Below are 26,903 nucleotides of genomic sequence, written 5' to 3'. Positions count from 1 at the left end.
GAAATATTAGCGGTATTGTTAAAAAATCTGTTGGCTTTGGTGTTGGTTTTGTACAAGCTACAGGTGCAGATGCCGCCAACCCACACGAAGCGTATGGTATATTTATAGATAGCCTTATCACAGCCTCTGGCGGTAGTACCAACAATGCTTATGCCATCTATAGCAGATCTAAGCTTCCATCATACTTAGAGGGTAGTGTTACAAGCAATGACTTTATTCAAAGTAATGTTGGAATCTATGGTCCAAAACTGGCACTAATACAGTACGGTGGAACAGTTGTACCGGGTGTGCCTGCTTATGGCATCGGTTTAAATGCAACTAATCAAGTAGCTATATCTGGCTATTTTGGGATTGATTTCCATACACAAAATGGATTAAATTTCACTATACCAGCTATGAAAATTGATGGTGCTGGAAATGTTGGTATAGGTACTACTTCGCCGACAGTTAAGTTGGAGGTAGGTGGAGCCATTAAAATAGGCGATGATGGAGGAACCGCAGTACCCACTGCAGGTATGATACGTTTCAATACCGCCACCAGTACCTTTGAAGGTTACAACGGTAGTTCTTGGATTACCCTTTAATTTGTCTCCAAGACAATAGGTATTACTAAATAGGATGTTTACTTAATACTAGTAAACATCCTTTTTTATAACTCCTCACTGTCCGTTGGCGTTTTAATTATTAATGACATATAAGTATTTTGAATTATGGCTTCTTTGACAGAAAAAAATAGTCTTCTAGGTTTTGATAATGCATTGCATTTGTTAAGAAGGGCTACTTATGCTCCCAACAAAACAAACGTCAGTCAATTTTCAAACTATACCCCGACTCAAGCCCTCGATGCACTGTTTAGTACACCTAACTATGCTGTGCCTGAGCCTCTGGCCACCGACACCTCACAAAAATATATTCCTACTTTTTTGTCTCCTAGTGTTGCCCCTACATCAATGGACGATTATGATAGATATTATATGGTATATGCTTGGTGGTTTCACAGAGCTCAAAATTCAAATACCATACATTCAAAAATAATAGAATTTTTACACACCATTTTTGTTACAAATAATCAAAACGAACGATACCAAGACTTCACCTTTGATTACATGAGCCTATTAGAGTTTTATGCATCAGGAAGCATAAAAACCCTCGCAAAAAAAATGTCTCGATTAAATGTAATGCACTTTTATTTAGATAATAGGCTCAATACCGCAGGTGCACCAAACGAAAATTACGCCAGAGAATTTTTGGAGCTATTTACCATCCTTAAAGGACCACAAGATGGCCCTGGAAGCTACACCAATTATACTGAACAGGATGTTCAGCAAGCTGCAAGAGTATTAACAGGCTTTACAAATATTCTAGAGAGTGAAAGGCTATCCTACTTAGACTCAGAGAGCAAAATCCCTTTAGGCAAAAAGGTCTTTGCCAATCATGATACTGGAAATAAAACGTTTTCTGCAAAATTTAATAATCAAACCATAAATGGGGCCACTAGTGCTGCCAGCATGGACACCGAACTTGATGCATTTATAAACATGGTGTTCAACCAACCCGCTACTGCAAAAAGCTATGCCAGACGAATTTACAGATACTTTGTAAGCAGAAACATTACCTCTGAAATAGAAAATGACATAATCACCCCTCTGGCAGATCATTTATATACAAACGATTATAACATTCAATCTACCATAAAATTGCTTTTAAAAAGTAGGCATTTTTACGATGAGGATGACTCATTGGTAGGGGATGAGATAATTGGAGCTAAAATCAAATCACCCCTAGAACTTGTTTTAACACTATACAGTCAATTTAACATAACCGGACCAAATCAACAGACCAACACATTAGGTTTTCTCCAATTTTATTTCTATTTTCTTTGGTATAGAGCGTCTTTGGCTGGTCAAAATATTTTTCAACCCACCAATGTGGCTGGTTACCCACCTATAACCGAGTCTCCAAATTATGATAAACTTTGGATAAACTCATCCAATTTGCGTTATAGGTACTCATTGTTTATTGATGATTTAATTAAAGGTATATCTATTCCTAATACCCCAATAATCGTTTTCGATACGGTGCACTATGTTCGGAACTCTGGTAATTTTAGCAGTCCTGCAAACGCCAATGTACTGTTAAATGAATTTTTCGAACTATGCCTTGTTGAAATACCCACAGGAGTAAGGTACATCTATTTTTCCCAAGCCCTTTTAGGAAACCTATCTGCTATTAACTGGCAAAACGAATGGAACAATTATCTAGCTACCAATGATAGTACTTCTGTGAGAATTGCATTAGATAGATTCATCAGGACGCTTGTTAAATCACCAGAATATCAATTACTGTAAACTTCAATTTTCATGAAACGAAGAAATTTTTTAAAGTTAAGCTCAGGTGCAACAATAGGTTTAGGAATTAATACCGACGGATTGGCCTCAGAATATTTAGATTGGCTAGCCCCAGCACCCAATTGTACACAGGTTTCCGATAGGGTTTTGGTTATTATACGTTTAGCTGGTGCCAACGATGGCCTAAACACCCTAGTCCCAGTAGCTCAATATGATACCTATGCCTCACTAAGGCCAACAATAAAATTAAATCTAGCTGGCACTGGGGCCCTTATAAATTTGGACGGAACGTTAGCCGCCGCCAATCAACTTGGACTACACCCTTCAATGATAGGATTTAAAAGCCTCTATGATAGTGGCAAACTCAACATTGTGCAAAATATAGGGTACCAAGATACCAACCAATCCCATTTTACTTCTGAAATAATAATGTCCTGTGGGAAAGACGGAACTACCGTAAGCCAAGCTAAATATGGCTTTATAGGTAAATATTTAAATAGTATTTACCCAAATCTAAGCGGCAATCCCCAACCATTTATGCAAGACCCCTTGGCCTTACATTTCGGAAGCATTAACCCTGCCATTGGTTTCATACATGATCAAGGTACAAGTGAATACAATATGAGTCCTTTGGAAGGTACACTGTATAATCAATTAAGGATTGCCTCGCCTCAATATTCGGAATACAACGATGCCCTAAATTACATTCGTTTCGTAGAAAGCGGAATGGACAAGTATTTTAACAGAGTCGAGACAGTGTTCAAAAATGGTTCTAATTCCACAACCACCTATCCTAATTCCGATTTAGCACGTCAACTAAAAACGATTGCCAGAATGATTAAAGGTGGCAGTAAAACCAAAATTTTTCAAGTTACACTGGCTGGATTTGACACCCATGGATCACAAGTTGTTGGCGGTGCTACCCACATGGGTACACATGCTAACCTACTTCAAATGCTTTCATCCTCCATGAGTTCTTTTATGACTGATTTAGCAGCATTGGGTCTGGATGAAAGGGTAATGACAGTTACCTTTTCCGAGTTTGGTCGAAAGGCAAGAGAAAATGGTGGCTTAGGTACCGACCATGGTAATATTGCACCACTCTTTGTTATTGGCAAGCATGTAAGTCCTGGTGTTGTTGGTACTCCGCCTAACTTAAATAATGTACATGGAGGCACGGATGGTAGATTTTTTGAAACAGAGATGCAATATGACTACAGAAGAGTTTACACAACGTTATTGCAAGATTGGCTTGGGGCTGCCAATAGTTCTATACAAGCAGCAGAATTGGAAACATTCCAATCTCAAAAATTAAATTTAGTTTCTACCTCGCAAAATGCCTATCCTGATTGTCTTGCAACTTCTGGTATCGATTGTGCAACAAGCCCATCTTCAGTTATTAAAGCCAATCTTGTAGCTGAAATTGCTGGTTGGAGCTATTATTCTTTTCCCAATAGCATAGATCAATATGTGTTTGGTATTGAAAAGTTCCCATCCGGCATAGGAGCCAATACGAATCCCTTTGATGTCAATATCGATATTACAGAAATTCTCTGTACAACCCATCAATACAAACATTATATTAAATCGCAAGGTTCCGAAGCCATGTTAGCAGCGGGAAAATACTTTAACTTTTCAATTATTTCAACCCTTAAACCCAATGGCTTTGTAAATATTCGTTGGTTTATTGAAGATCAATTGCTAAATGACCTAAGTAGTGCAGCTGCTACCTTCCAATCGGCTAATGGCTCAAGTTTTCTTAGTCCAATTTTGTATTTGAAAAAAACTAAGACAAAACTTACACTTCCTGAAAACTTTAGAACAGATGGTCTGGGACTATATTATGCCGTAAATAGTATGCAAATTTCAGAAACGGGTATACTAAATCAAAGAAAATACATTCAGTTTGATTCAGTAACTAAGATTGATGGTACGGGTGGTGGAGCTTTTATTAGAGCAAGCAGTAAGCCTTCAAATGATAGCAATTATAATATACCAGCACCAATAACCTCAAATAAAGGAAGAGTAAGATTTAACACTTTAACAAATACATTCGAGGGCTATAATGGTTTTGAATGGTCGCCACTACATTAGAAATTACATATTTTAAATACTTTTATTAAATTCTCATTATCGAAATTTAGGGCTGACATTAGTAGTTCTTGATTTATAAGAAGTCAAACATTTATAGTTTTTTTAAAACGGTTCAAACTTTTATATATGAAATCCCCATAAGCCTTAAAGGTCAGACAAACGGAAAATGAATACATTCGCTTCCAAAAACAAGGGATAAAATGGAAGCGATAAAATTCGATCGGATCATTAAAGTTGGCTGCTGTATTGATATTGATAATGACATCATAGTAGTCACTATTAGGAAAAGGAATGAAGATTATTAAACTCATAAATTTAATTCCATCATAAGTTCTTTGAAATGTTTAAGAGATTGGTGCAAAAGCGATTAAGAAAGCCATATAGCAATGGAAATTACTGGTGTTTACTGCAAGCCTATGTTTAATAATTGCAGAGAATTTTGAGAAAACCTTAGTAAATGCTCGTCGTGTCAAAAATGTACCAGACCACTAAGTCGGATAAAAAAGAGAGTGTTTGGCTGAGTAAATTGCTTTTGAGTTGTTCACTAAAAGGCAGTTTCATTCCAAAAGTTGAGGCCAGAGATTTTCGACACTTTGCTCGATTTCGAAAAAAGATAATTGAAGAAATCGCCTGTGAAAAGAATGGAATTATTAAAGTATTAGAAGGTGCTAATATAAAGCTTAGTAGTGTATTAAGCAACTTTGACGGAGTTGCTGGAAATCGGATAATAGATACCTTAATTGAAGAAAGAGTGATGTAGAACCTCTTATGTCTTTTTATCATGGAAAGATGAAAGCCAGAAAATAGAGCTTGGTTTAGTTTTAAAAGGGTATTTAACACCCCAGCACAGCCAAATGTTAAAGATCATAAAAAAGAGCATTACCAAAAAAGAAGAATTGTTAGTTGATATAGACTTACATATAGATGAGATGACAAAATTTTATATTGTTCATCTCTAGAACCGCCAAAATATTCCCCAAGTAGGCAAGCAAAGTGCCATAGGAATTATAAGTAATATAGGAGTCGATGTGAACGTCGTTCCCAACGAATATCATCAAGACGGCTGGTCTGGGATGAGTCTTGGAAACAATTATAATCGAGAAAAAAAAGCCGCAAAAGTTAACATAAATCTTCAAAATTTTCTGGTAGAATGCGGATGGGCTTACTAAAACCGAAGTTGAGTATTTAAAAAGAAAATACCAGGGACTAATAGCCTGAAGGGAAAAGAAAAAAGCTCCAGTGAGTGGTGAAAGAACATTGAATAATAATGGCAAATTAACATATTCTAAAGAACAATGAAAATTATAAAGAGCCAGATTTAAATACAAAGTTAGAAAAAGCAAAAAAAAGTATTTGCAATTACTTAAACAAAATACAGGCTCTTCCAATATCAAAAGAAGATTTAATGCAAATGTTTGAGAATCAAAAAACTCAAACTCAAAACAATTGAGCCTGTATTTTTACTGAACATTTAGCTAGATTATGAAATTGGTTGAGTCCATTCCAAAAGAATGAGGCCATTGTTTAAGCACAATCCGATGTAGCAAATCTTGAAATGACCTCAAAAATCAAAATATAGAGAAAGCACGTACATGAAAATTTAATCTCTTAAACATACCAAATAAATTTTTTAAATTATTGATTTACATTATTTTAAATAATATCCAAATGAAATGCGGAGTGTTTTTACCAACAAATTTTTTTATGAAAACATTTTTTATTATTTTAATTACCATGTGTAGCATAAAAGTTGCTGCTCAAACAGGCGAACTAGTATCGTCAATGTATGCAGTACCAGTACCTTCTGGATCCACTAGTAGTATCATATTAACCACAACTACCACAGGTATTTCATTTGCACAAGTTTGGTTAAGTATTAATGGAGGGACACCAACCAGATTATATACGGGAATTAATCGGACATATACCTATAATGCAATAGCCAATGGCTCAAATTATAAATTTATACTCTATAATGCAACCAGTAACAACGCAGCAAATATTACCACAATTTTAGATACTATTGAAGTCAATGGTATTCCTCCTGTCACTATTGGCACTGGGTTTAATTTTTTTATGTGGCAATATTACTTCGACGATTTATTTGGTTGGGATGTAAATAAGACTAATCTGTATAGAAAAATGTTAAAGTTTCAATTAGATGGATTGAAACAAGTAAATTGTAGTTACATAAGGTCTCCAATATTTTGGGGCGATATACCTCATTATTGGATAAATACGAGCACTAGGGCAATGTTTTGGGAATCAGTAGATAGAATGATGGATGATTTGGATGAAAGAAACCTAAAACTTATTCCATCTTTATTGTTTAATCTCGATGCCATTCCCTCATATTATAATGTAAGTGGTTATGATTTTGTTAAAAATGATAATACACCTGCCCGTAATGCCTACTACCAGTTTTTGGCAGAGTTTGTCAATAGATATAAAAACCGATCTACTATTTTATTTTATGAGATTACCAATGAATTGAGTCTGGCAACAGATTTTAATCCAGACTATTTAACCACCAATCAAATGAATGCGTTTTTTAAACGTTCTTGTGAGGTAATTAGAGCTAACGATCCGTACCACATGATATCAAATGGAAACGGAATGCCAAGACCTTATGCATATAATTTAAGGTTTAATAACGCCTGGATATTAGATACCCCAACGGAATATTCTATTATACTTAATGAACAAAATAAATATTGTGATATTGTAAGTATTCACTTTTATCCAGATGACGAAAAACGGTTTGGATACACAGATAGTACTTCTGTACTGAGTATTACTAAGAATTACACCGACTCTATGAAAAAGCTATTATACATTGGTGAATATGGTGAAACAACTGCCACCACAAGTCCGAATTGTATATTTGGTCAAAGTGTTCTAAATGCTATTGAAGCTAATACTATCCCTTTCAGTGCACATTGGATTTGGTCTTACTATACGTTTGACACCTATACATTATCAGGTTATGGTGTGGAATCTTCTTTAAACCCTGAATTTTCTATGAAGTTTATGCAGGTAAACCAAGGCTTTGGTAATGGTGATGCTACTTTGTCTAATCCTGATATACTTAGCCCCAAAGCATTAATTACTTGGCCATTAACTAATATTAATGTAAATGCATCTACACCACAATTGGTTAATGTGCTTGCTATGGATAATAATTTAAATATTAACAAAGTTGAATTATATATAAATGATGTAAAAATCGGAGAAAAAGCAAGTTGGCCTTTTCAATTCAATGTTGAACCATGTCTTTTTTCAAAATTGGGTAGTAATCAAATAAAGGCAATTGCTTTTGACAATTCAGGTAATGTAGGGGAAGATTCTATATTTGTGAATAATACTAATAATTATACTGCATTTACATTGAATACCATACTTACTACTGGAACGACTGAAAACGGGTGGACATACTACCAAAACCCTGCCAATAATCAAATAATATTTGGGATTGAACATATTCCATCTGGCCTTGGAGCTAACACTAATAATTTTACAGTAGAAGTTACAGCAAGTAGTTTAAATTGTTCCAATAGTTATTTTTTTAAAACGCAAAACCAAGAAGGCATATTTGCATCAAAAGATTTTTTTAATACAAAAGTAACTTCTGCTACCAAAACTAATGGTTGGGTAAATATACGCTGGTTTATAGATCCTCTTTCTCTAACAAATCTTAGTAATGCCAGCAATACTTTTGCTACCTCATCTGGAGCAAATTATGTAAGTCCTCTGTTATGGCTAAAGAAAAAAAAGAGTAGATTAACCTTAAATGAAAACTTACGTTCCGATGGCTTAGGTACCTATTATGCAAACGAGAAAATGGAGCAAAATGGAACGGGTACAGTTAATGGTCAACAGTATTATGAATTTAAGCAAGTTTCAAACCTAGATGGAACAGGCGGAGCAGCATTCAAAAGGGTAAGCAGTAAACCAACTTCTGATGCAGCTTATGATGCACCTGTTCCTATTCCTTCTAAAAAAGGAAGTATTCGCTTTAATCCAATTTCAAAAACATTTGAAGGACATAACGGAACGGAATGGTTGCCATTACATTAATTTTCCAAATTAAACATATATAATCATGATTTTTGAAAGAACCCAGACGGCATTTTTTTTATTAATTAGTTTGATGGCTTCAGCCCAAGTAAAACCTAAAAATAACATTGATCTCATTAAAACTCCCTTGGCAATTTATAAACAGGCAAAAGTTTATGAAGATGGCACAACAGCAATTAGTGCCTTACAAGAAATTATTGCCTTGGAAGGCAGGAACAGTACTTATAAAGATACGCTAGCTCTTTATTTTTATAAAATGAATAAACCACTAAGTTGTCATTTAATAGCTAAAGAGCTGCTAGAAAAAAAGCCCACAGATTTAGTGCTATTGGAACTCAACGCTTTGAGTTTACAACAGCTCAATGTCACGAAAGAAGCAATAACAGCATTTGAAAAATTATTTACATTGTCTAAAAATAAATATCATGGCTATCAATTGGCGACATTACAATTTAGTATTAAGCGGTTATCAGAAGGCTTATCAACCATAACTCAGACACAGACTTGTAAAGATTTGAAAGATTTTGAATTACAATTCAATTTAGATAAAAATCAAACCCAAAGGGTCCCACTTAATGCAGCAATTTTTAACATGAAAGGACTTATTGCTTACGAACTTAATGATAAGGAATCTGCAAAGGTAGCATTTGATGAGGCCCTTAAAATAAGTCCAGACTTTGAATTAGCAAAACAAAACTTCAATGCAATAAAGGTAGAATTAGAAAAATCGGAATCTAAATAGATTTGCAAAAGGGAATGTAATTAATCATGGATATTAAACCCATTTATCAACACCAAAAGTAGGCTTATAAAACGCTTCCACACATATTTTCTCCGATTGGGTACAAGATATTTCCTCATGCAAAGAGACAAAATAATGAAAGTAATGCGACAAATATAATTTGACCAAGAATTATATTCGTCAATTTCTGAAAAGTCTAACTATGCAACGGTTGGACTTAATAGTTTGGGTGGTTTATAAGAAGCTTAACATAACAATAATCAAGCATTTTAAAACCATCACAAAAAATATTTTATCATCACAGTCTGGTTCTATATAATTTAAAAAGGCTCCTTTATTACCCATTATTCAATATTTTTTGAGTTATATGGGTGTAGTTTCGCTCAGATGAAAATCAGGAAATCCAAATTAATAATTGATACCTGAGCAATAGATTTAGAAATGAATTTTTTAAAATTAGTCGTTCAAATAGTATATTTAGAATCATTGCCTCTTCAAATCGTTTGTTGACAGATATCAAGATTTTATTGTGCTATTTATGGATAAAAATGTGTTGGTAGTTGCTCCAAAATAATTCTTTACTTTGTATCAAAGCTTTAAGTAAAGCTTCAAAAATAAAAGAATTAACCAAAAATCTATTAAATTATGATTACCAAATTGAAAAATGCCCGCATTGGTGGGATTAGTATTGTAACATCGATTTGTTTAATGTTATTAAGCTGTAACGAGTCAATTACACCTGGCGAAGATAAAGTAGGTGCAACAGAAGAATCAAATTTTACAAACGCCAGTGGAGTTAACTTACAACCTTCCTTTACCAACAATGGTGATGTAAATGCAGGTTGGAATTACATGAAATCATTTGATGAGATCAATGCCGTAAGAATTGAGATTAATCCTGAAGCAGGTGGGGGAATGGCAACTCAAGTAAATAATGCCGCTCGCTTAATAAAGGAGGCGAGTGGGTATGGATATCAAATTATTGCTACTTATCATCCTAACAAATTAGGAGACAACAGCACCAATAGGGACATTCAGAATGCGGGACGATTTTGGAAAGAAAATTATGCTAAATTATCAAGTAATGGCACTGCACCATTTATAATTAATCTTATTAATGAGTGGGGGTCTCATGACATTTCAGCAAAAAATTTTGCGGACCAAGTAAATTCTGCCTTAGATGACGTATATGATGCTCCAGTACATCCCAGAGATGGTGGAACGGGGAACTACAACAAAAAGGTAATTATTGATGCACCAGGTTATGGTCAAGAAACCTATACTCTTAAGCAAGCAATACCCATGATAAAAGCCAACTATCGAAATAAATTAATACTTTCGGCTCATATTTATCCCGCCTGTGGTGTGCAGAATCGTCCAGATAACAAACCAGGGCCGATGAACACAAATGATTTAGCAATAATGGCACAGACAGGCTTACCTTGTATTTTAGGGGAGTTTGGTAGTTATTCTAAAGGTGGTGGAAGTGCTGATTGGTCCAAAATGGTAGATTATGCCAGAATTAAATCTTGGCCAATTTTTGCGTGGGCTTGGTGTGGAGATGGCACAGGTAAACCCGAAGATGGGCAAGCTTTAAGTGGAAAAGGTATGAATATGGTGAAGGTACAAAACGAGCCAGGGAAAATATGGTCCTACGGTAATTTTAAAATCAATGGTGATAATTCGCCCTATCAAGCTTCAAGCTATATGAAGACTATGATTGATAAATTACCTAAATAAATTCCGTTATTTATAAAACATACTTTTAACGATAGAAACTATACTTGGATTGAATAGAGAAGAGGCTGTTTATTAAAGACAGCCTCTATTTTTTCTTTACGATGGTCTACTTTACCACTTAGCAGAGATGTTTATTTTTCGATTCAGTTTGCAAAGTATGTGGTAAGAATAGAACTTTAGTTTTTCGATGAGGATCTCTATTAAGTTCCGAAATATTATCATCAAGTTAAATTCTAGTAAGAAGACTTCCTTGTTGGTATATTTTAATTCACTTTAATATGGGACTATCTTTTCAGGTAGATCTTAATAGTATTCTTGAGTTGAAACTATGGATGTTACTTCTGTCAGTAACTAAGTTAAAAAAATAGGCATTCATTTATATAGACTAATTCTTGAGTAATTTAAAAATAACAAAAAAACACCAACTAGAGTATAAAATCCTAAGAAGAGAAAAGATAATTTTCGAAGTTAATATCGAAATAAATGTCTATTTTAAGAATATCATTTAAATATCTTCCATTATTTACTTAGCATTATCTAAGGATTAGTTTTTTTGTGACCTCCAAATTCTTTTCACTATTCTTAATTTTTATCAAATAACTACCTGATTGTAAATTTATTAATGCAATCTTATTTTCAAGCCTATTAAATGCCTGGCGAAAAACATTTTTCCCATCTAAAGTAAATATATCCACCAGATATTCACCAAAATATTTAAAATTAATGTTCAAATCCTGATTGGGAGAAATCGGATTAGGGTAAACAACAATATCATCCGAATCATTAAAAATAAATAAGGTATTTATGAAGGTGGTTATTTTTTTCCCATTGGCAAATACGACGATTACCCGGTAAGAGTTTTGGCCTAAACTAAATTTATTATCTTGCGTAAAGTAAGCGATTTGATCTGTGATTATCTCCTGTTCCGAAATAGTCTGAAAGGCACCATTAATACTTTTTTCAAATATAATTTTCACAACATTTACTGTTTGACTAAGCTGTATATTCAATTCTATTGTATTTTTATCAGTGCTGTACACTTCAAAACTATTGTAATAACAATTATCAGATGATTGAGAGGGACTAACGGCGTTGCTTCTGAGACCTGCCCAATTCGAAGTTATCACTGGGGTTACTGACAGCCAATCATCAGTTTTTATATCCTTCACAGTTACCTCTGTTTTTGCTGTATTGCTTATTTCTTTCCATTCTTCAGTAATTTTATCAAGCTTTTGAACAATATATTTAACTGGTTGGTTACTTGATGCAGGATTCCAGTTCAATTTTAACGAATCCTCACAATTTTGTTCTATATTCAAACTCAGTGGATTAACTACACCAAATGAATTACTTAAATAATCCTGATTTTTGGTACTAATTTTCAACATAGTTGAACCATAAACATTAGGAGTTTGCCAAGTAAATTGTCCTTTTTTTGGGATAAGATCGTCAGTGATTAAATCCCAAGAAATCCCATTATCTCTCGAATAGTACAATTTGGCCCTTTCGTCAATCAATGTATTTTTCCAACGAAGCGTATTGTATTCATTGGCTTGAAGATAACAATTGCTTACAGGATATTCCCAAGCCAGAAAATTATCGTACACAAACTGGTAAACTATATGAAATAACTGATTATTGTTGGAAATATTAGAACCTTTTACCTTAACTGTATATGAACCGCTCAATGGATTATCAAAACTTATCATTTCTACATTGTTGATGCTATCAATTTTGCGAACTGCGGCTTTTTTTAAGGAATCGATATTCGGATAGGCTGAAAGAACCCATGGTAACCACATTGAGTAAGTATTTCCTATTTCAAAGTCTAAGTCATTGACCAAAGCTTTCGGATTACCAATTCTGCCGGCAGGATCTGTCCATACCAAAGTAAATTTTACTCTCTTTACATTAGGGGGAATGTCTATTTTAAATTCTTTTATATCTAAATGATTAATACGGCCTTCAAAATATGTTTTATTCTGTAGAGCTGTCATTGCTTCATAAGCATTTAGAGAGCCATATCCTGATTTAAAATCCGGGCCTTCTGTTGAAATATCATCTGAGGTTCCAATTAAAAGTGCTTTAATAAGTGAGCATGCAGGGAGTAAGTTATTATAATTTTTGAATGCTTCCTGAAGGGTAGCTACAACACCTGTAATTGTTGCGGCTGAAAAGGAGGTCCCACCATTACTATATGTTACGATTTCCGGTTTGATTCTTCCGTCAAAAGTAGGGCCATTAGAACTGCTTTGAACCATAGTATCGCTTTCTGAAAATGAGCCAACTGAAATAGTATTTTTAGACATTTTATAGTTACCTGAAATATTTGCAAAAGAAGAAAGTCCCTTGTAAATCCCATTAGGAGATGCTAATAATCCATTATTACCAGAAGAAAAAACATTTACTATATAAGGAATTCTGTTTACTAGACCATCATATTCATAGGCCTCTGGACTATATCGATTGTCAATTTCACTTCCATAGGAATGATTGATAATGGATATTTTATTTTCAATATAAAATTTATCATTTTCAGGAAAAAAACTACTGAAAGCTACTGGAATTATTTTACCCTGGGAGGCAATTCCCTTGTTTTGTGGCATCGAATTACCGGCACCGAGTATAATACTTGCCACTGAGGTGGCATGCAGAGAACTTTGAAAAGAGGCTTTGCCAGAGGGTAAAATTTTGTTGAAAAGATCTACATCTAATGGGTCGGCATTATGTTCTTTTTGACAAATTATAATTCCATTACCTGCGAACTGAGGAAACCTATCTTTTAGAAGAGCAATGCTATTGTAAGAGAAGTTAACTTGATTTATCTCTCCTTCTTCAGTTACTACTAAATTTTGATGATTGTTAATCGAATCTAAATTTGTTAGTGAAATAAAAAAAAAAACAAAATTGAAATACTGCATTTTAAAAATTTTGTTGAAACAATTGTAATATTCCATAATCTTTAGAAGATTATAAAAATCAGTTATGTAAGTTTTGTACCAAACAAATATAATTAATTTTATAGGCTTAATAAGAAGTTTTACACTATTTATATCTGATAAAAGCTTGTAATCATTTAGTTTACGATTGAATTTGTTCCTTTAACGGGTATATGAGCTTTCATGTCACTAAAAATATTGGAAGCAAATTTTATCGCAAAAGACAAATGAGTTACCGATGGTAAATATCCAGTTTATTTAAGGAAGAATACGGCACAAAGCCTAGTATGAAATAGGAGAACATTACCTTAATTAACCAAAGTAAATATTCAGAAGCACAAATTATATGTCTGTACTTTAAAATATTTGTCTCTAATGACTAATGGTCATTGGTGTAAGAAACACAAACTATAAAATTACAACAAAGAGAAAAAACGGAGAAATGACCTATGCACATCAACCTAAATAAGAAAAAATTCTGTAAAAATGGAAGAGTAAAATATTCAAAAATTCCCGTTGCATAAAACTATTGTCAAACTAATATTCTGGATATAGTGCTCGGTTTATACTTATACCTGGTCATTTTAACCAGTGTTATTATGTTCGAGAACAACTAAAAATCAATTTCCTATATCATTTAGAGCTTTCGATTTAGAGAATTGAAATTATCATCCATCACGAAGAAGTTACCATTCCCTTGCAAGTCTCGTATAGAATTTCATCTACTATTATTAGCAGGTCATAACCAAATTCTCAGTCATTTAACCATACTTGGCCATCTTTTAGCTCTATTAACGTTGTACTTTAGAGTAATTAAAATGTGAAGTATGCCTGTAAATTGATTGCCAAATAATAAATTTTTAGAAAATGCTTGTGTTTTTGAAACGCTACATTTTGCTTCTCTTGATTTTTAACGTAACTGTCGCCCAAGCAAAAGCTTTTCGTTCAGCAAACGGAATAAAAATAGACTTGGCGTTGCAGAGTAGCTATTCCAGTCTTTCTAATGGGCGAACATCATTTATCATAAAAATAAAGAACCAAAGAGGCACTTTAGCCAACAACATAATGATCAAAGATATACTGCCTGCCAATTTTCAAGTCCAAAATATAGCAGTGTCTAAAGGTCAACATTCATTGACAGCAAATACTATTTTATGGGAAATAGGCACCATGGCAAGCAATGAATCGGAGCACACACTTACTATAATTGGTGTGCTCTCTGCAAATACCAGTTTTTCCTACAATCAAGCCGAAATTACCCAAGTGTCCGAAGAAGACCTAGACAGCACACCCAATAACCAAAACCCATGCGAAGACGATATGACATTTATAACGATTGGAGGAAATGTAACCAATTGTCCGGCCAATAATTTAACGCTGCAGTTATCTGCAATTTCAGGTTTTATTACTTATTCCTGGTTTAAAAACGGCCAAATTATTAATGGTGCAAACACAAAACAATTATCCGTTCAAAAAGAGGGTAGCTATAACTTCAAGGCAACTTTTACTCAATCAGGGCAATCTTGTACCTATGCTCCGTCAGACACATTAAAAATAAGTACAATAAAACCCATAGAAGTAGAAACCCAAGTCGCTCAGCCCAGCTGTGGTTTGGCCAATGGCTCCATTAAATTTACGAATACCAAAGGGTTTGAACCCATTGTGTTGAGTAAAGACAGCCTGACCTTTAGCTCTGAGAATTTGTTTGGTAACCTTTTATCTGGTAAACACAACATTTATATTAAAGATGCAAAATCTTGCATCCTGAAAAAAACATTTTATTTAGAGTCCGTTTCAAACGATATCACGGTAACCAGTAGTGTTGTCTGCGATTCTTCAACTACAGCTCTAATCAGCTTAAATGCTTCAGGCGGAATTCCACCTTACCAATACAATGATGGATCGGGATTTAAAATAGCCAACCAATTCACCAAGCCCAACGGCACATTTAGTTTTGAAGTAAAAGACAGCAAGGGTTGTACCAAATTGTATACCACTAGTACCATCTGCCCGAACCTCTGTGCCGATTCTACCTTTAAAGTTTGTCCAGATGCGGTCATCTCCCAATTAATTTCAGTACCCAATGGCTTTAAAGACATCCAATGGTACAAAAACGACACCATAATAATCGGCCAACAAGCCCAAACATATACCATAAAAAGTCCAGGCACATACACCTATTGGGCTCGCAAAATAAGCCAAGACAGTACACAACAAAAAACCAAAGGCTGTAACTTCAAAATGTTAGTTATCCCCCCTGCAACTTTTCAAGTTCAAGTAACTAACGAAAGTTGCAAAAACTTAACCAAAGGAAAATTGGAGGTCACTAACATTATGGGGGAAGCACCCTTTACATTTAGAATTAACAATAGCCCTTTTCAGTCAAATGCAATATTCAAAGACCTAAATGCAGGATCGTATAATGTCATTGTAAAAGATAAAAAAGGCTGCCGAGCTATTTTAATAAACCAAAAAATAGCACCTGACTCGGTTCTTCTACCACCCGAAATTACCACAGACAAACAATTGATTTGTTCCTTCGAAAAAGCAAACCTATTAGCCTCTATTTGTCAGGACTCGGCCAGCATAGTTTGGTCAAATAATGTAATTAACTTGAACCTTATAAATGTTGGAGAGGGCACCTATACTGCAAGATGTAAAAACACTTGCGGTATAAGCCCACCCTCCAACCAAATCAAAATCTCAGAGATCGCTGATGCACCTATTCCTTTCATAGACATTTCGAAATCAGTGGATTGTAAAGGCGAATTCATCAAGCTGACAACAAACTTTTGCACAGGCAATATAATTTGGAATACGGGCGAAAAAACCGCTATCATTACAGTTAATAAATCAGGAACCTACACCGCCCTTTGTGAAGCTCCTTGTGGCAACACACAGGCCAGTATCACTATAACAATTCAGACCACACCAACACCCGTGGCCCCCATTATTAAGCCCGATTCATTCTTCGTAAAAGACGGTCAAAAAGTGATATTGACGGCCAGTGATTGTAACACGGGAAACGTGGTATGGTCAACCCAAGAGAAAACCCCCACAATCAAGGTGGGTCCTGGCAAATACTTTGCTTTTTGTGAAACTGCCTGTGGAAAAAGTAGCTCTTCAGACACGGTTGAAATTAAGACCGAAAAACCACCCTTTTCACCCATAATTTCAGCATCCAAACTACAAATTTGCCAAGGCGAACTTGTTACATTACTTGCGAACGGTTGTACAGGTGATACCGTACTGTGGTCAACTGGCATTGTAGGAAAATCTATCATTACAAAACCTTCAAAAACCACTTCCTATTTTGCAAAATGCAAAAAAGCCGACAAACTTGATGTCTCTAACTTGGTAACAATCGCAGTAAGTGATCCTACTATACCTATCCTTTCCGCAACAAAAACAACTACTTGTGCTGGAGAACCCGTTAAAATAACAGCTAAAAACTGCTTGCAGGAGGTAATATGGTCCAATGATCAAAAAGGGCCAGAAATTACGGTTGCCCCTACATCGGCGACAAAATATTTTGCTTATTGTAAAGACAACAACTGCGAAAGTGCCTCATCAGACACACTTCTAATTGGAGTGTTCAGTAAAAATGCACCAAAAATCAGTGCACTTAAAAGTCAAGTTTGCCAGGGAGATACTATCCAGCTACGAGCAGATGGCTGCACCGGCAAAGTGCAATGGTCAAATGGCTCAACAGGTGAAACGTTAAAAGAGAAAACCATCAAAAGTGGTATTCAGAACTACACTGCAAAGTGTGTTTCAGATGCTTTACAATGTGAAAGTCAAGTGGCAGATAGTCTAAAAATTTGGGTGCTTGAAAAAGTTTCCAAACCCACAGTTTCCCAATCTCTAAAAAATACTTGTCCGGTACAATTCGTAAATCTTAATAACGCAGTATCCATCGATTCCCAATCGATCAGTTCAATCTTTCTATTTAAAAATGATTCTTTAAAGACTGCTGAAACGATATCAGACCCAACCAAAATAGCAGTAAGTGGCATTTATTACATTTTTAAAAAATCTACGGACGGCTGCTTGTCCGCCCCATCTGCCATAGCTGTAGGAATATCAGACTGCTCCTCAATAACCAAAACAGATACAGTAGATATACAGGTAAGGAAATCGGCAAATGTTTCGGTTGCAGATATCAACAGCAACGTTTTTTATAGAATAGTAATAAAAAACACAAGAAAGACCATGGCCACTAACGTCCAAGTTGTTGACTTCTTACCACAAAATATAGAACTCATAGCCTTGAGTAGCAACGCCAAGTTTAAAAATGGTCTAATTTTCATAAGCATTCCCTTCTTAAAAATAGAGGACTCCGTTGTAGTATTATACGAGGTGAAAACCATAGGTACTGGCCTAATTAGAAATACTGCTGCACTTATAACGCTTGACCAAACAGATGCCAACTCAGAAAACAATGAAAGCACCGTGGTTATTAATCCTTACGGCAACAATAGTCCACTTGGGCTAAGTAAAGAATTGATTTACCTATATAGGGTAGGAGAGAGGCTTTTCGATTTATCTTTTAACTTTAAAATAACCAATAACAGCCCCAAAAGCTTAAAAAACCTTCAACTATCCGACGATTTATCAAAAATATTCGGATCATCGGTAAGTGTTAAAGACATTTTAATATCAACTGAAAACAATTCTAAAATCGTATTAAATCCAAATTATTCGGGTTTCCCTCCCAATACAAACCTGTTAATTGATTCTTTAAGTTATATAAATCCCAACGATACCCTAACTATTAAACTGGGTTTCAAACTATTCTTAGAAGATTCGTTGAAAAACATTTTTTATAACTCAGCACGTATTGAAATCGCAAATGACCCCAATACATTCGATATCTCTACAGATGGCCAAAATCCAGACCCCGATAATAATGGAAAAACTTCTGACAACAATACCCCCACCTTAATCAATCTTAAAGAACCCAAGCTCAACCCCATTGCTGTTTCTCTGAGTGTGATTGATACTACACTACTGGCATATAATACTTTTAAGGTGCGATATATGGTACTCCTGAAAAACCAAACAAATTCCACTCTAACAAATCTCATTATAACCGATTCTTTGATCGAATTCTTACCCAAAGGCTTGGCTTTTTACATTTCCGAAAAACCATTAGTGTCTGCCCAAAGCTACATAAAAACTAACCCTAATTTTAATGGTTCATCAGACACCTACCTTACGCTACCCACCTCAACAATCAAACCCAGCACTCAGGATACGCTTATTTTTGGCTTAACATTTAACTTCAATTCATTCCTAGGGCCATACCATAACCAAGTTCGTGCATCAGTCAAAGATTCATCAGACAATACCTATTTTGATATATCCAACAACGGCCCAATTACTTTGTCTTGGCTTCAAGATACCACTACCTTTTACATAAACCCTTCAACTTTCCCAGCAGAAACATTGATAAGTGTTCCAGGTGGGTTTTCGCCAAACGATGATGGCGTCAATGACGAGTTTAGGGTTAAAATATTAAAGAATGTGGCTATTGATAAATTCGTTGTTTACAACAGGTACGGTACTAAAATTCATGAAACCAGCAATATCCCGCAAAATACAGAAACGTTTTCTTGGAGCGGTAAAAATAGAGATACGAACAGCTCAGTTCCAGAGGGAACCTATTATTATGCCATATATATTAAAAATTCATATAAGCCAATACTAGGCTTCATTACAATCAAAAAATGAAATTAAAGCTTCCTGTAAATATGTATCGTTTAGTCATTAGCCTACTCTATATTTTGTGCTTTCTTAATTTTTCACTGTCAGCCCAAGGGCTTTGTGATAGAACAGACTTATTAAAAGGAAATTTCGAAACCAATACAAATCAAATATGCCAATCGGCTTCCTTCGGAGTAACAGACAAATCAGGTGCCTCAGATCTGAAATATGTCTTTGACTACCAAGGCCAAAGTCTCGAAGACGCTTTAGGTATTGCCCAAAATCAAACCAGCCATGTTTTTCCGGCTTTAGCCAATCCTAAAAGCTATACCGTTCTTCAACTTGGCAAACGAAATGGCAACACAACCGTAGCCTGTAAAAACATAATTGTCAGACCCAACAATACACCGCTATACAGTTATTCAGTGTGTCAATCAACGATAGAAATTAGTATTCCACTTAACCCCATAAACGACTTTGACTCCTATGTCTTGGAGTTTGGCTCTGGGCAGCCCCCTATTTTTGTTTCTAAAGCTGAACTGCCATTCTCCGTTCAAAAAAACTTCAATCTGCCGCAGAACTATAAAATCACTGGAAGATATACCAATCCCAACAAAAACTGCTCGCTCAATTACGGTTTTCAAAATATTCCACGTACAAATCCCAATGTTGAACTACCATTTACACCACAAATTTCAAAGGTAGAACTAATAACACTAAAGAAAGTAAAAATTGATTACAACGGACCCTTTGTACCTGACCCTCAATTTAACTTGTATAGGTACGAAAAAGACCAATACCAATCTGCTACATCAATAAAAACAGGTATTTTACCAGGTATTTATACATTTGATATCCCTGACTCTACCAAATCTTATTGCTTTTTTGTAAAAAGAAATACCACCTGCGGCGGCCAAAATGTAGAATCTGCAGAAGTGTGCACCATTCCCATAATTTCTACAAAATTTGACCCACAAAACGCAAAGAATGACATCTCATGGATAGCCTATCAAAAAACACTAAAGGGCAGAACAGTACCCCCCTTAGGTACGGCAGCTCAAGCTACCATGTTGCTTAAGCAAAAGCTTATAATCAACAAACCCAATAGTCCTAATCAAATAGGAGAAGTTGAGTTAACAACAAACTCTTACATGCATGGCCCTCTTGATTGTTTCACAAAATACACCTATCAAGTATGGCAAGAAATCACTGGTACCACCAATTTTACCAAGTTTAAAGGATTGAGTATTTCCAATAAAGTAAGTTTTGACCCACAGTTAGTAGTACCGCCAGCTCCTACCACCTACTGGGTAACTACCGACTTCCTAAATCAAATTTATTACAGAGAAAACTTAGCTCTATGGCCAATAGAGCAAAACAAATGGTACTTACTAAAACATCAAGATAATGCATATAAAATACTAGATAGCTCCTCTGTTAAAAACGCTTTTTTTACTGATAAAACTACACCCGTAAAACAAGAAACCTATAAAATCGCCTACAAAGACAAATGCGATAGAGTTTCAAAATACTCCGAACCTGTCAATTCAATTTTTCTAAGTTTCAACAATCTAGTTGAAATAAATTGGACTCAGGATACGCCATTTGGAATTAGTACGCCTTCGGCATAGCAACTCATTTTCCTAGCCGATGGCACAGAAAACACGATCGATACTTTTCCAAAAGAAAAATCTGCCACCATACTCGATTTAGACAAATTCTCTTCTGATGGAAAGCTAAAAATTGTGGCCGAATCAACTAATAACGATTATCCGTCAGTAGCATCAAATAGCGTAGATTTAAACATCCCATTCAAGCTATTTGTACCAACAATATTTACCCCAAACAATGATGGCATAAATGACTTACTAGAAATAAGAACCTTAAAAAGTAAGATACAGTCTTTCGAGATGAAAATTTTTGATCGTTTTGGAAATGAAATAACATGCTTAAATGAAATAGAATCTAAATGGGACGGGAAATCTAACGGAATAAACGTGCCTAAAGGAACTTATCCATATCAAATCGCCATAACCTTAACCAACCACACCACTAAAATTTATAAAGGAAATATTTATATAATTAATAACTAAATCAAATTATCCCTAAATTAATTACACTTTATACACCCAAAATGGCAACATATACACCAAATCCCTTGCTGCATAGATAGTCTTTACCATGAAGGATATTTTTTTGCATCTTAAGTAGAGAACCAGTCAATAACGTAAAATATTTAAAACAAATGATTAAAAAAACAAAAAAAATGAAATACGAAACCCCAAAGTTAAAAAGACTAGGTGACGTCAAAAAAATAACGCTCAAAACAGGTTCGACAACAGACTTCGGTGAACAAGGTTTTGTTTAATTTATATTCAATCCTTTTACATAAAACACATTGTTATGCAATTAAAATATTTACAAAAATTTTACTTGACTTTAATTGGTCTTTCACTCACTGTCGCAATACCGCCCCTTTTATATGCTCAGGGAAACGTTTATGTAGAATCAGGTTCTGAGCTTAGTAATTTCGGTACTATTGATCTAGCAACACCATCTTCTAACAATTGGGTTACTTACAGGGGAGCATCCCCGGGTTATTACTCTGCAGTAGGTACAGCAGGATACACAAACCCCGGCGACGCTGCTAACGTTAACGGATATGTCAAGCACTACGCCAATGCCACGAATCAAACCTTCAACTTTCCTGTAGGTACAGGAAGTGACTATCGAGCATTGAGCATAAGTGGTACAAGAACCGCTACATCACAAATTGCTGTGGCTTGGATTCTAGGCAATCCCAGTTCAACCAATGACCCCACAGCCCCCAATTCAGGTTTACACCCTACTACCAGCGTTGGTGCGGGCTTACAATCAGTAAGCTCTATCGGCCAATGGGATTGGTACGATGCAACAAGCGATGCAACTGGCCTTACGGTTACTGTTAGTATTCCAAACTTAACTGCATTTGGCACCGCTGCTGACTTAAGATTGGTTGGATGGGACGGCACCAACTGGGTCAATCTTTCATCATCAGGTGCTTCAGGAAATACCGAAAATAGCACATTGTCTGGTGTTGTCGTTAGTGGTATTACTGCTCTGGCCATTGGTAAAATTTCTTCTAGTCCAGTAGATTACACCCCAACAATTGATATAGATGCGTTAACTTTTAATGCTGCAGGCTTTGGTAGAGATTTTGTTGTAAATATTTACGAAGCACTTGGAGGAACAAATACTAGTTCATTGCAATTTCGTATGACTAAACCTAGTGCCTTCACTCTAACGTATCCAACCACAAATAGTCTATCACAAGTTTTTGGAGGAACGAATAATAACAATTCGGATTGGACATTTTCGGAAACATCTCTTTTCATTACTGCTACCTTAAAAGCAGGTGTTATTATACCAGCCAACGGACAAAGTGTGATTGGCTTTCGAGCCCAAAGAAAATCATCTATCGCAAAGGGAACATCTCAAAATCTTGCAGTAACCATATTAGACAGTACAGGTGGCGATTCGGATACTTTCAACAACACTAGAAGAACATCAATAACAGCAAATTAATTAACATTATGAATAAGAGTTTCTACTTGGTAAGTTCAATCTCAATAGCATTACTTACGACAATTGATTTAAGTGCACAAGATATGCAACTTAACATAGTAAATGTGACCCCAACCGTGAAAGTTGGGGAAGACAGAGGTGTTATTACACTAGACCTTTGCAATGTCAGTGGTGGCACTACCAATCTCGCAGTCAATAAAGCAAGGCCATTAATTTCTTTTCCTGATGCAATTGTTGGATCAGTGACATTAAAATCCGTTAATCCTGTTGGTGGATTTACAATAGTATCAAACGATGGTTTCAACATTAGACTTAATAATGCTGTAACTGTAGCTCCTGGAACTTGTATTGTCGCAGAATTAGGATTTACAGCTCATACGCTTGGAGAAGCAGGTACAGTAGGTGCAACTATCGCATGGAATGGCATTCCACCTGTTGGTGAGGATCCTTCCAATGATAATTCTGCCACCACCATTAACGTCAGAGATGCAGCAGCTCCTGTAACATTAACTTCATTTACAGTTGATGAATTCTCAAATGGCAATCTATTAGATTGGAAAATCAAAGACGAATCAGGCTTTAGCCATTTTAGCGTTAGGAAAAGTACCAATCTAAGTGAATTTTGGGAAATTGGTACAGTTCCGGGAGGCAAGAAAGATGGGAAATTCAAGTTTCTAGATAAGAATTTTAACGAGGGTCTTAATTATTACCAACTAAAAATGGTAGATTTAGACGGCTCATATAAATTGTCAAAAATAATTTCTATTGAAAACAGAGGTGAATTCGGTTCAACAACTATTTATCCAAATCCTTCGCCAAACAGAATTTTCAACCTGAAAAATACGGAGAAGTTCGAAGAAATTTCACTTCTTTCCAATGAAGGGGTTAAGTATCGCGTTGAAGTAAGAAATTTGGGGGAAAAATATGAAATAAAGGTGCCAGATTCTTATGCCGCTGGTACATATTTCTTACAATTCGTTGGTAACGATAGAGTAATTAGAAGAAAAATTATACTTCAATAATAAAGCGGTAATCTGCTAAAAAAAAGGATTCACGAGTACGTGAATCCTTTTTTTGATTATCCATTATTCAGAAACAATTAAAAGTTTTTCCTTTTGTAAATCTTCTAAAAGCACATGTAGATCGTTTTCGCATTCCTTTACAGTTATATCGAATGTTTCAACTACTTTATGGATAATTTCTTCCAGAGACAAGGATTGTTCCTTTAATTCATCCCAAATAAATGCACCAACCATATTCAAAGAATAATAATTTCCTTTGTCAAAATCCAAAATTATCTTATGTTTTGACTCAGAGGCTGAAATTTGATTTGTACTTAACGAATATTTTTTTGACATAGTAATTTTTTATTAAAAATACTTCTTTTCATTGGATTTAAAAACAAACATCAATATGAAAAAATACCTGTTGCTTCATATTTTCATTTTCAGCACAATTACAGCCTTAGCTCAGATATCTGAAATGGATTGGATTAATTCCCAACAGAAATACTTAAAAATAAGTGTAAATTCTACAGGTGTTTATAAAATTCGTATGGAAGAAGTAGGTAAAGTTTTACCAGAGATTTTCACAGCTAAGGTTAATCAGTTGGAATTATTTCACAATGGGAAATCAATCTCCTTCGATATTACCTCAAAAGGTGCGTTTCCGGTAAAAGATGATTACATATACTTCTATGGAGAAAAAAATGATGGAAAGAATGAGTCTGTTTTTTACCGTCCGGAAACGCAACAGCCAAACGTTTATTCCAGCTTGTATACGGATGTTTCAGCCTATTTTCTCACTATAAATGATAAACAAGTCGTCCGAAAAGAGGTAGCTCTAGAAAAAGCTAACGCCAAACTTCGGATATTAACTGACTTTGAGTTTAATAACATAGAGGTATTCAATTCCAATTACTCGTTCAATTCCGTAACTGGGCCTGTACCATATTTGCAACAATCTTACTTTGAAAATGGGGAAGGATTTACAGGCCCTATCCTCAAAGAAAAAGAAACTTATAATTACCCTTTACCTTTCACAGAGGCCTCTAATTCTGAAGTACAAATTGAAGTTCAGTTAAATGGAAGAGACAACAACTTTAACAAGAAATTAAAAGTAGTATTCGAAAATTCTGAAATTACCTTAAATCTGAGCGAATTTCAGTCTAAAATTGTTAAATTCAACCAGGCTATAAATGCATCTTCAGGGAACTTAAAACTATCTGTTTATGGAGAAGGCGGTTCATATTCACTAAATTATATTAAAACCTCCTATAACAAATTTTGTGCTGTAAATGATGACAATGGATACTACACACTTAATGGCTTAGACCAGGGAATTATAAAACTCCAAAAAAATGCCCCCCAAGGTACCAGAATTTGGAATGTTTCTGACCCAGCAAACATTACCGAAGCGACGTTTATAGACAGTCAATCTTACGAAATTAGTCCTTTATTCGCAAAGAGTACCTATTACTATTTTTCGAAGTATCTGACACCTTTAAACATATCTATTTCGGACTTTCAATCCGTTAAGTTCAATAACAAAGCAAACTATCTGATTATTACCTCAAAAAAGATTAAAGCTGGAGCTGAATCCTATGCCAATTTTCGTCAATCTGCTTTGGGCGGAAATTTTTCTGTAGAAACAGTTTTTATAGAAGATCTTTATGAAATATTCAATTTTGGTATTCAAAATCCCTCAGCAATTAAAAACTACCTCAAATACAAATTTCAAAACAGCCAACCTTCCTTTCTTCTTCTGATTGGAAAAGCATTCAGTGCATACACTGGCGTGAATAAAATTAACGACCTGGTACCCAGCTTTGGTTACCCCGCCTCAGACTTGCTCTTAAGCTCTGGAATAATCACTGATCAAGATGTACCCGGAATAGCTACCGGTAGAATACCTGCTTTGTCGAATGAGGAAGTTTTAATTTATCTTGAAAAAGTACAACAGCATGAAAATGCGAGCCCTGATATCTCCCAAAAGAGCGTTGTTCATTTAAGTGGGGGGGATAGTTTTTCACAAATTAATACTTGGACAAACTACATGAAAGATTTGAAAAATATTGCGGATTATAGCGATTATGGTTTAAACATAACTTCAAAAAACAAGCAAATTTTAGACCCTAAAGAACCGGCAAACATTGTTAAGAACCTAAATGATGGGGTCTCCTTGATTAGCTTCTTTGGCCATTCAGCGTATCAACTTGTTGATTTAAATATCGGCTTCGTTTCCGACCCTATTTTAGGTTATAATAATACCAGATATCCTGTATTATATTTTAATGGTTGTGCTTTTAATAACTATTTCAGGGAAATTCCTACTCTTTCATATGACTGGCTTTTTAGTGCCAAAAAAGGTGCAATAGCCACGATTGGCCAATCTTATTTTGGTTATCCTACTTCTTTAATCAATCATGCGAAAGTTTTTTATGATAAAATCTTTCAATCTACAGTTGAACCAACTGTTGGAGAAGCACTTAAATTAGTGGCGGAAGACTACTCAAAATTATCCTACAAATCAGAATATGATATTTTACACATTCACCAGACCCTTCTTTTTGGAGATCCTGCACTCAAAATATTTGGTTATGACAAACCAGATTTAAAAATTCTAACCGCCAGTTTTAACGAAGCCACAAGTAAACTTTTTATCAACCTAATCAACCTAGGTAAATACAAAAGT

General features: G+C 35.1%; 16 protein-coding genes. 14 read left to right on the top strand and 2 right to left on the bottom strand.

Going from position 1 to position 26,903, the window contains the following annotated elements; translation table 11 throughout:
- The 7 genes from EGI31_RS12075 to EGI31_RS12045 all read left to right on the top strand — a co-directional run.
- Window positions 1–584 (top strand): hypothetical protein (locus EGI31_RS12075; RefSeq protein WP_255037491.1); only part of this gene is annotated, 584 nt, incomplete at its 5' end.
- 126 nt (window positions 585–710) lie between these two features.
- On the top strand, window positions 711–2,348 hold the full coding sequence (locus tag EGI31_RS12070; RefSeq protein ID WP_255037490.1) for a DUF1800 family protein: 1,638 nt from the start codon (window positions 711–713) through the stop codon (window positions 2,346–2,348).
- A gap of 12 nt (window positions 2,349–2,360) precedes the next feature.
- Window positions 2,361–4,442: a DUF1501 domain-containing protein gene (locus tag EGI31_RS12065; protein WP_255037489.1), complete on the top strand. Its 2,082-nt coding sequence runs from the start codon at window positions 2,361–2,363 to the stop codon at window positions 4,440–4,442.
- 475 nt (window positions 4,443–4,917) lie between these two features.
- The gene (locus EGI31_RS12060) at window positions 4,918–5,202 is read left to right on the top strand and encodes an IS110 family transposase (RefSeq protein ID WP_255037488.1); all 285 of its coding nucleotides are present in this window, start codon (window positions 4,918–4,920) and stop codon (window positions 5,200–5,202) included.
- A gap of 944 nt (window positions 5,203–6,146) precedes the next feature.
- A complete protein-coding gene (locus tag EGI31_RS12055) occupies window positions 6,147–8,519 on the top strand; it encodes a glycoside hydrolase 5 family protein (RefSeq protein WP_255037487.1) in 2,373 nt (790 codons plus the stop codon).
- A 25-nt stretch (window positions 8,520–8,544) separates the two neighbouring features.
- Window positions 8,545–9,261 carry a tetratricopeptide repeat protein gene (locus tag EGI31_RS12050; protein WP_255037486.1) on the top strand — a complete coding sequence of 239 codons (717 nt, stop codon included), beginning with the start codon at window positions 8,545–8,547 and terminating at the stop codon, window positions 9,259–9,261.
- A gap of 645 nt (window positions 9,262–9,906) precedes the next feature.
- Window positions 9,907–11,001, top strand: a complete 1,095-nt coding sequence (locus tag EGI31_RS12045) for a glycoside hydrolase family protein (RefSeq protein ID WP_255037485.1) — start codon at window positions 9,907–9,909, stop codon at window positions 10,999–11,001.
- A 533-nt stretch (window positions 11,002–11,534) separates the two neighbouring features.
- Here EGI31_RS12045 and EGI31_RS12040 read toward each other — a convergent pair.
- On the bottom strand, window positions 11,535–13,958 hold the full coding sequence (locus EGI31_RS12040; protein ID WP_255037484.1) for a S8 family serine peptidase: 2,424 nt from the start codon (window positions 13,956–13,958) through the stop codon (window positions 11,535–11,537).
- Between the two features lie 861 nt (window positions 13,959–14,819).
- On the opposite strand from EGI31_RS12040, the gene EGI31_RS12035 reads away from it, so the two are divergent.
- The 6 genes from EGI31_RS12035 (at window position 14,820) to EGI31_RS12010 (ending at window position 24,232) form a co-directional block, all read left to right on the top strand.
- Window positions 14,820–19,673 carry a T9SS type B sorting domain-containing protein gene (locus EGI31_RS12035; protein ID WP_255037483.1) on the top strand — a complete coding sequence of 1,618 codons (4,854 nt, stop codon included), beginning with the start codon at window positions 14,820–14,822 and terminating at the stop codon, window positions 19,671–19,673.
- Window positions 19,670–21,277, top strand: coding sequence for a hypothetical protein (locus EGI31_RS12030; RefSeq protein WP_255037482.1), 1,608 nt, complete (start codon window positions 19,670–19,672; stop codon window positions 21,275–21,277). The genes EGI31_RS12035 and EGI31_RS12030 overlap by 4 nt, the downstream gene beginning before the upstream one ends.
- A gap of 114 nt (window positions 21,278–21,391) precedes the next feature.
- Complete coding sequence (locus EGI31_RS12025; protein WP_255037481.1) at window positions 21,392–21,739, top strand: T9SS type B sorting domain-containing protein; 348 nt, start codon at window positions 21,392–21,394, stop codon at window positions 21,737–21,739.
- 173 nt (window positions 21,740–21,912) lie between these two features.
- On the top strand, window positions 21,913–22,014 hold the full coding sequence (locus EGI31_RS12020) for a lasso RiPP family leader peptide-containing protein (RefSeq protein ID WP_255037480.1): 102 nt from the start codon (window positions 21,913–21,915) through the stop codon (window positions 22,012–22,014).
- A 35-nt stretch (window positions 22,015–22,049) separates the two neighbouring features.
- Window positions 22,050–23,210, top strand: coding sequence for a hypothetical protein (locus EGI31_RS12015; protein ID WP_255037479.1), 1,161 nt, complete (start codon window positions 22,050–22,052; stop codon window positions 23,208–23,210).
- Between the two features lie 8 nt (window positions 23,211–23,218).
- A complete protein-coding gene (locus tag EGI31_RS12010; RefSeq protein ID WP_255037478.1) occupies window positions 23,219–24,232 on the top strand; it encodes a T9SS type A sorting domain-containing protein in 1,014 nt (337 codons plus the stop codon).
- A gap of 63 nt (window positions 24,233–24,295) precedes the next feature.
- Here EGI31_RS12010 and EGI31_RS12005 read toward each other — a convergent pair whose 3' ends face one another.
- Entirely contained in the window at window positions 24,296–24,568 is a 273-nt protein-coding gene (locus tag EGI31_RS12005) for a PqqD family protein (RefSeq protein ID WP_255037477.1), read from the bottom strand.
- A gap of 55 nt (window positions 24,569–24,623) precedes the next feature.
- On the opposite strand from EGI31_RS12005, the gene porU2 reads away from it, so the two are divergent.
- Window positions 24,624–26,903: putative type IX secretion system sortase PorU2 (gene porU2 / locus EGI31_RS12000; protein ID WP_255037476.1), on the top strand; the 2,280-nt coding region annotated here is incomplete at its 3' end.

Origin of the sequence: Lacihabitans soyangensis (assembly GCF_024343775.1) — a bacterium.
In the GTDB taxonomy this organism is placed as follows: domain Bacteria; phylum Bacteroidota; class Bacteroidia; order Cytophagales; family Spirosomataceae; genus Leadbetterella; species Leadbetterella soyangensis.
This window is presented reverse-complemented; position numbering and strand designations above follow the sequence as displayed.

Bases quoted from the DNA above. Each gene is read 5' to 3' on its own strand.
- EGI31_RS12070 (WP_255037490.1), top strand. From the start codon at position 711: ATGGCTTCTTTGACAGAAAAAAATAGTCTTCTAGGTTTTGATAATGCA.
- EGI31_RS12065 (WP_255037489.1), top strand. From the start codon at position 2,361: ATGAAACGAAGAAATTTTTTAAAGTTAAGCTCAGGTGCAACAATAGGT.
- EGI31_RS12060 (WP_255037488.1), top strand. From the start codon at position 4,918: ATGTACCAGACCACTAAGTCGGATAAAAAAGAGAGTGTTTGGCTGAGT.
- EGI31_RS12055 (WP_255037487.1), top strand. From the start codon at position 6,147: ATGAAAACATTTTTTATTATTTTAATTACCATGTGTAGCATAAAAGTT.
- EGI31_RS12050 (WP_255037486.1), top strand. From the start codon at position 8,545: ATGATTTTTGAAAGAACCCAGACGGCATTTTTTTTATTAATTAGTTTG.
- EGI31_RS12045 (WP_255037485.1), top strand. From the start codon at position 9,907: ATGATTACCAAATTGAAAAATGCCCGCATTGGTGGGATTAGTATTGTA.
- EGI31_RS12040 (WP_255037484.1), bottom strand. From the start codon at position 13,958: ATGGAATATTACAATTGTTTCAACAAAATTTTTAAAATGCAGTATTTC.
- EGI31_RS12030 (WP_255037482.1), top strand. From the start codon at position 19,670: ATGAAATTAAAGCTTCCTGTAAATATGTATCGTTTAGTCATTAGCCTA.
- EGI31_RS12020 (WP_255037480.1), top strand. From the start codon at position 21,913: ATGAAATACGAAACCCCAAAGTTAAAAAGACTAGGTGACGTCAAAAAA.
- EGI31_RS12015 (WP_255037479.1), top strand. From the start codon at position 22,050: ATGCAATTAAAATATTTACAAAAATTTTACTTGACTTTAATTGGTCTT.
- EGI31_RS12010 (WP_255037478.1), top strand. From the start codon at position 23,219: ATGAATAAGAGTTTCTACTTGGTAAGTTCAATCTCAATAGCATTACTT.
- EGI31_RS12005 (WP_255037477.1), bottom strand. From the start codon at position 24,568: ATGTCAAAAAAATATTCGTTAAGTACAAATCAAATTTCAGCCTCTGAG.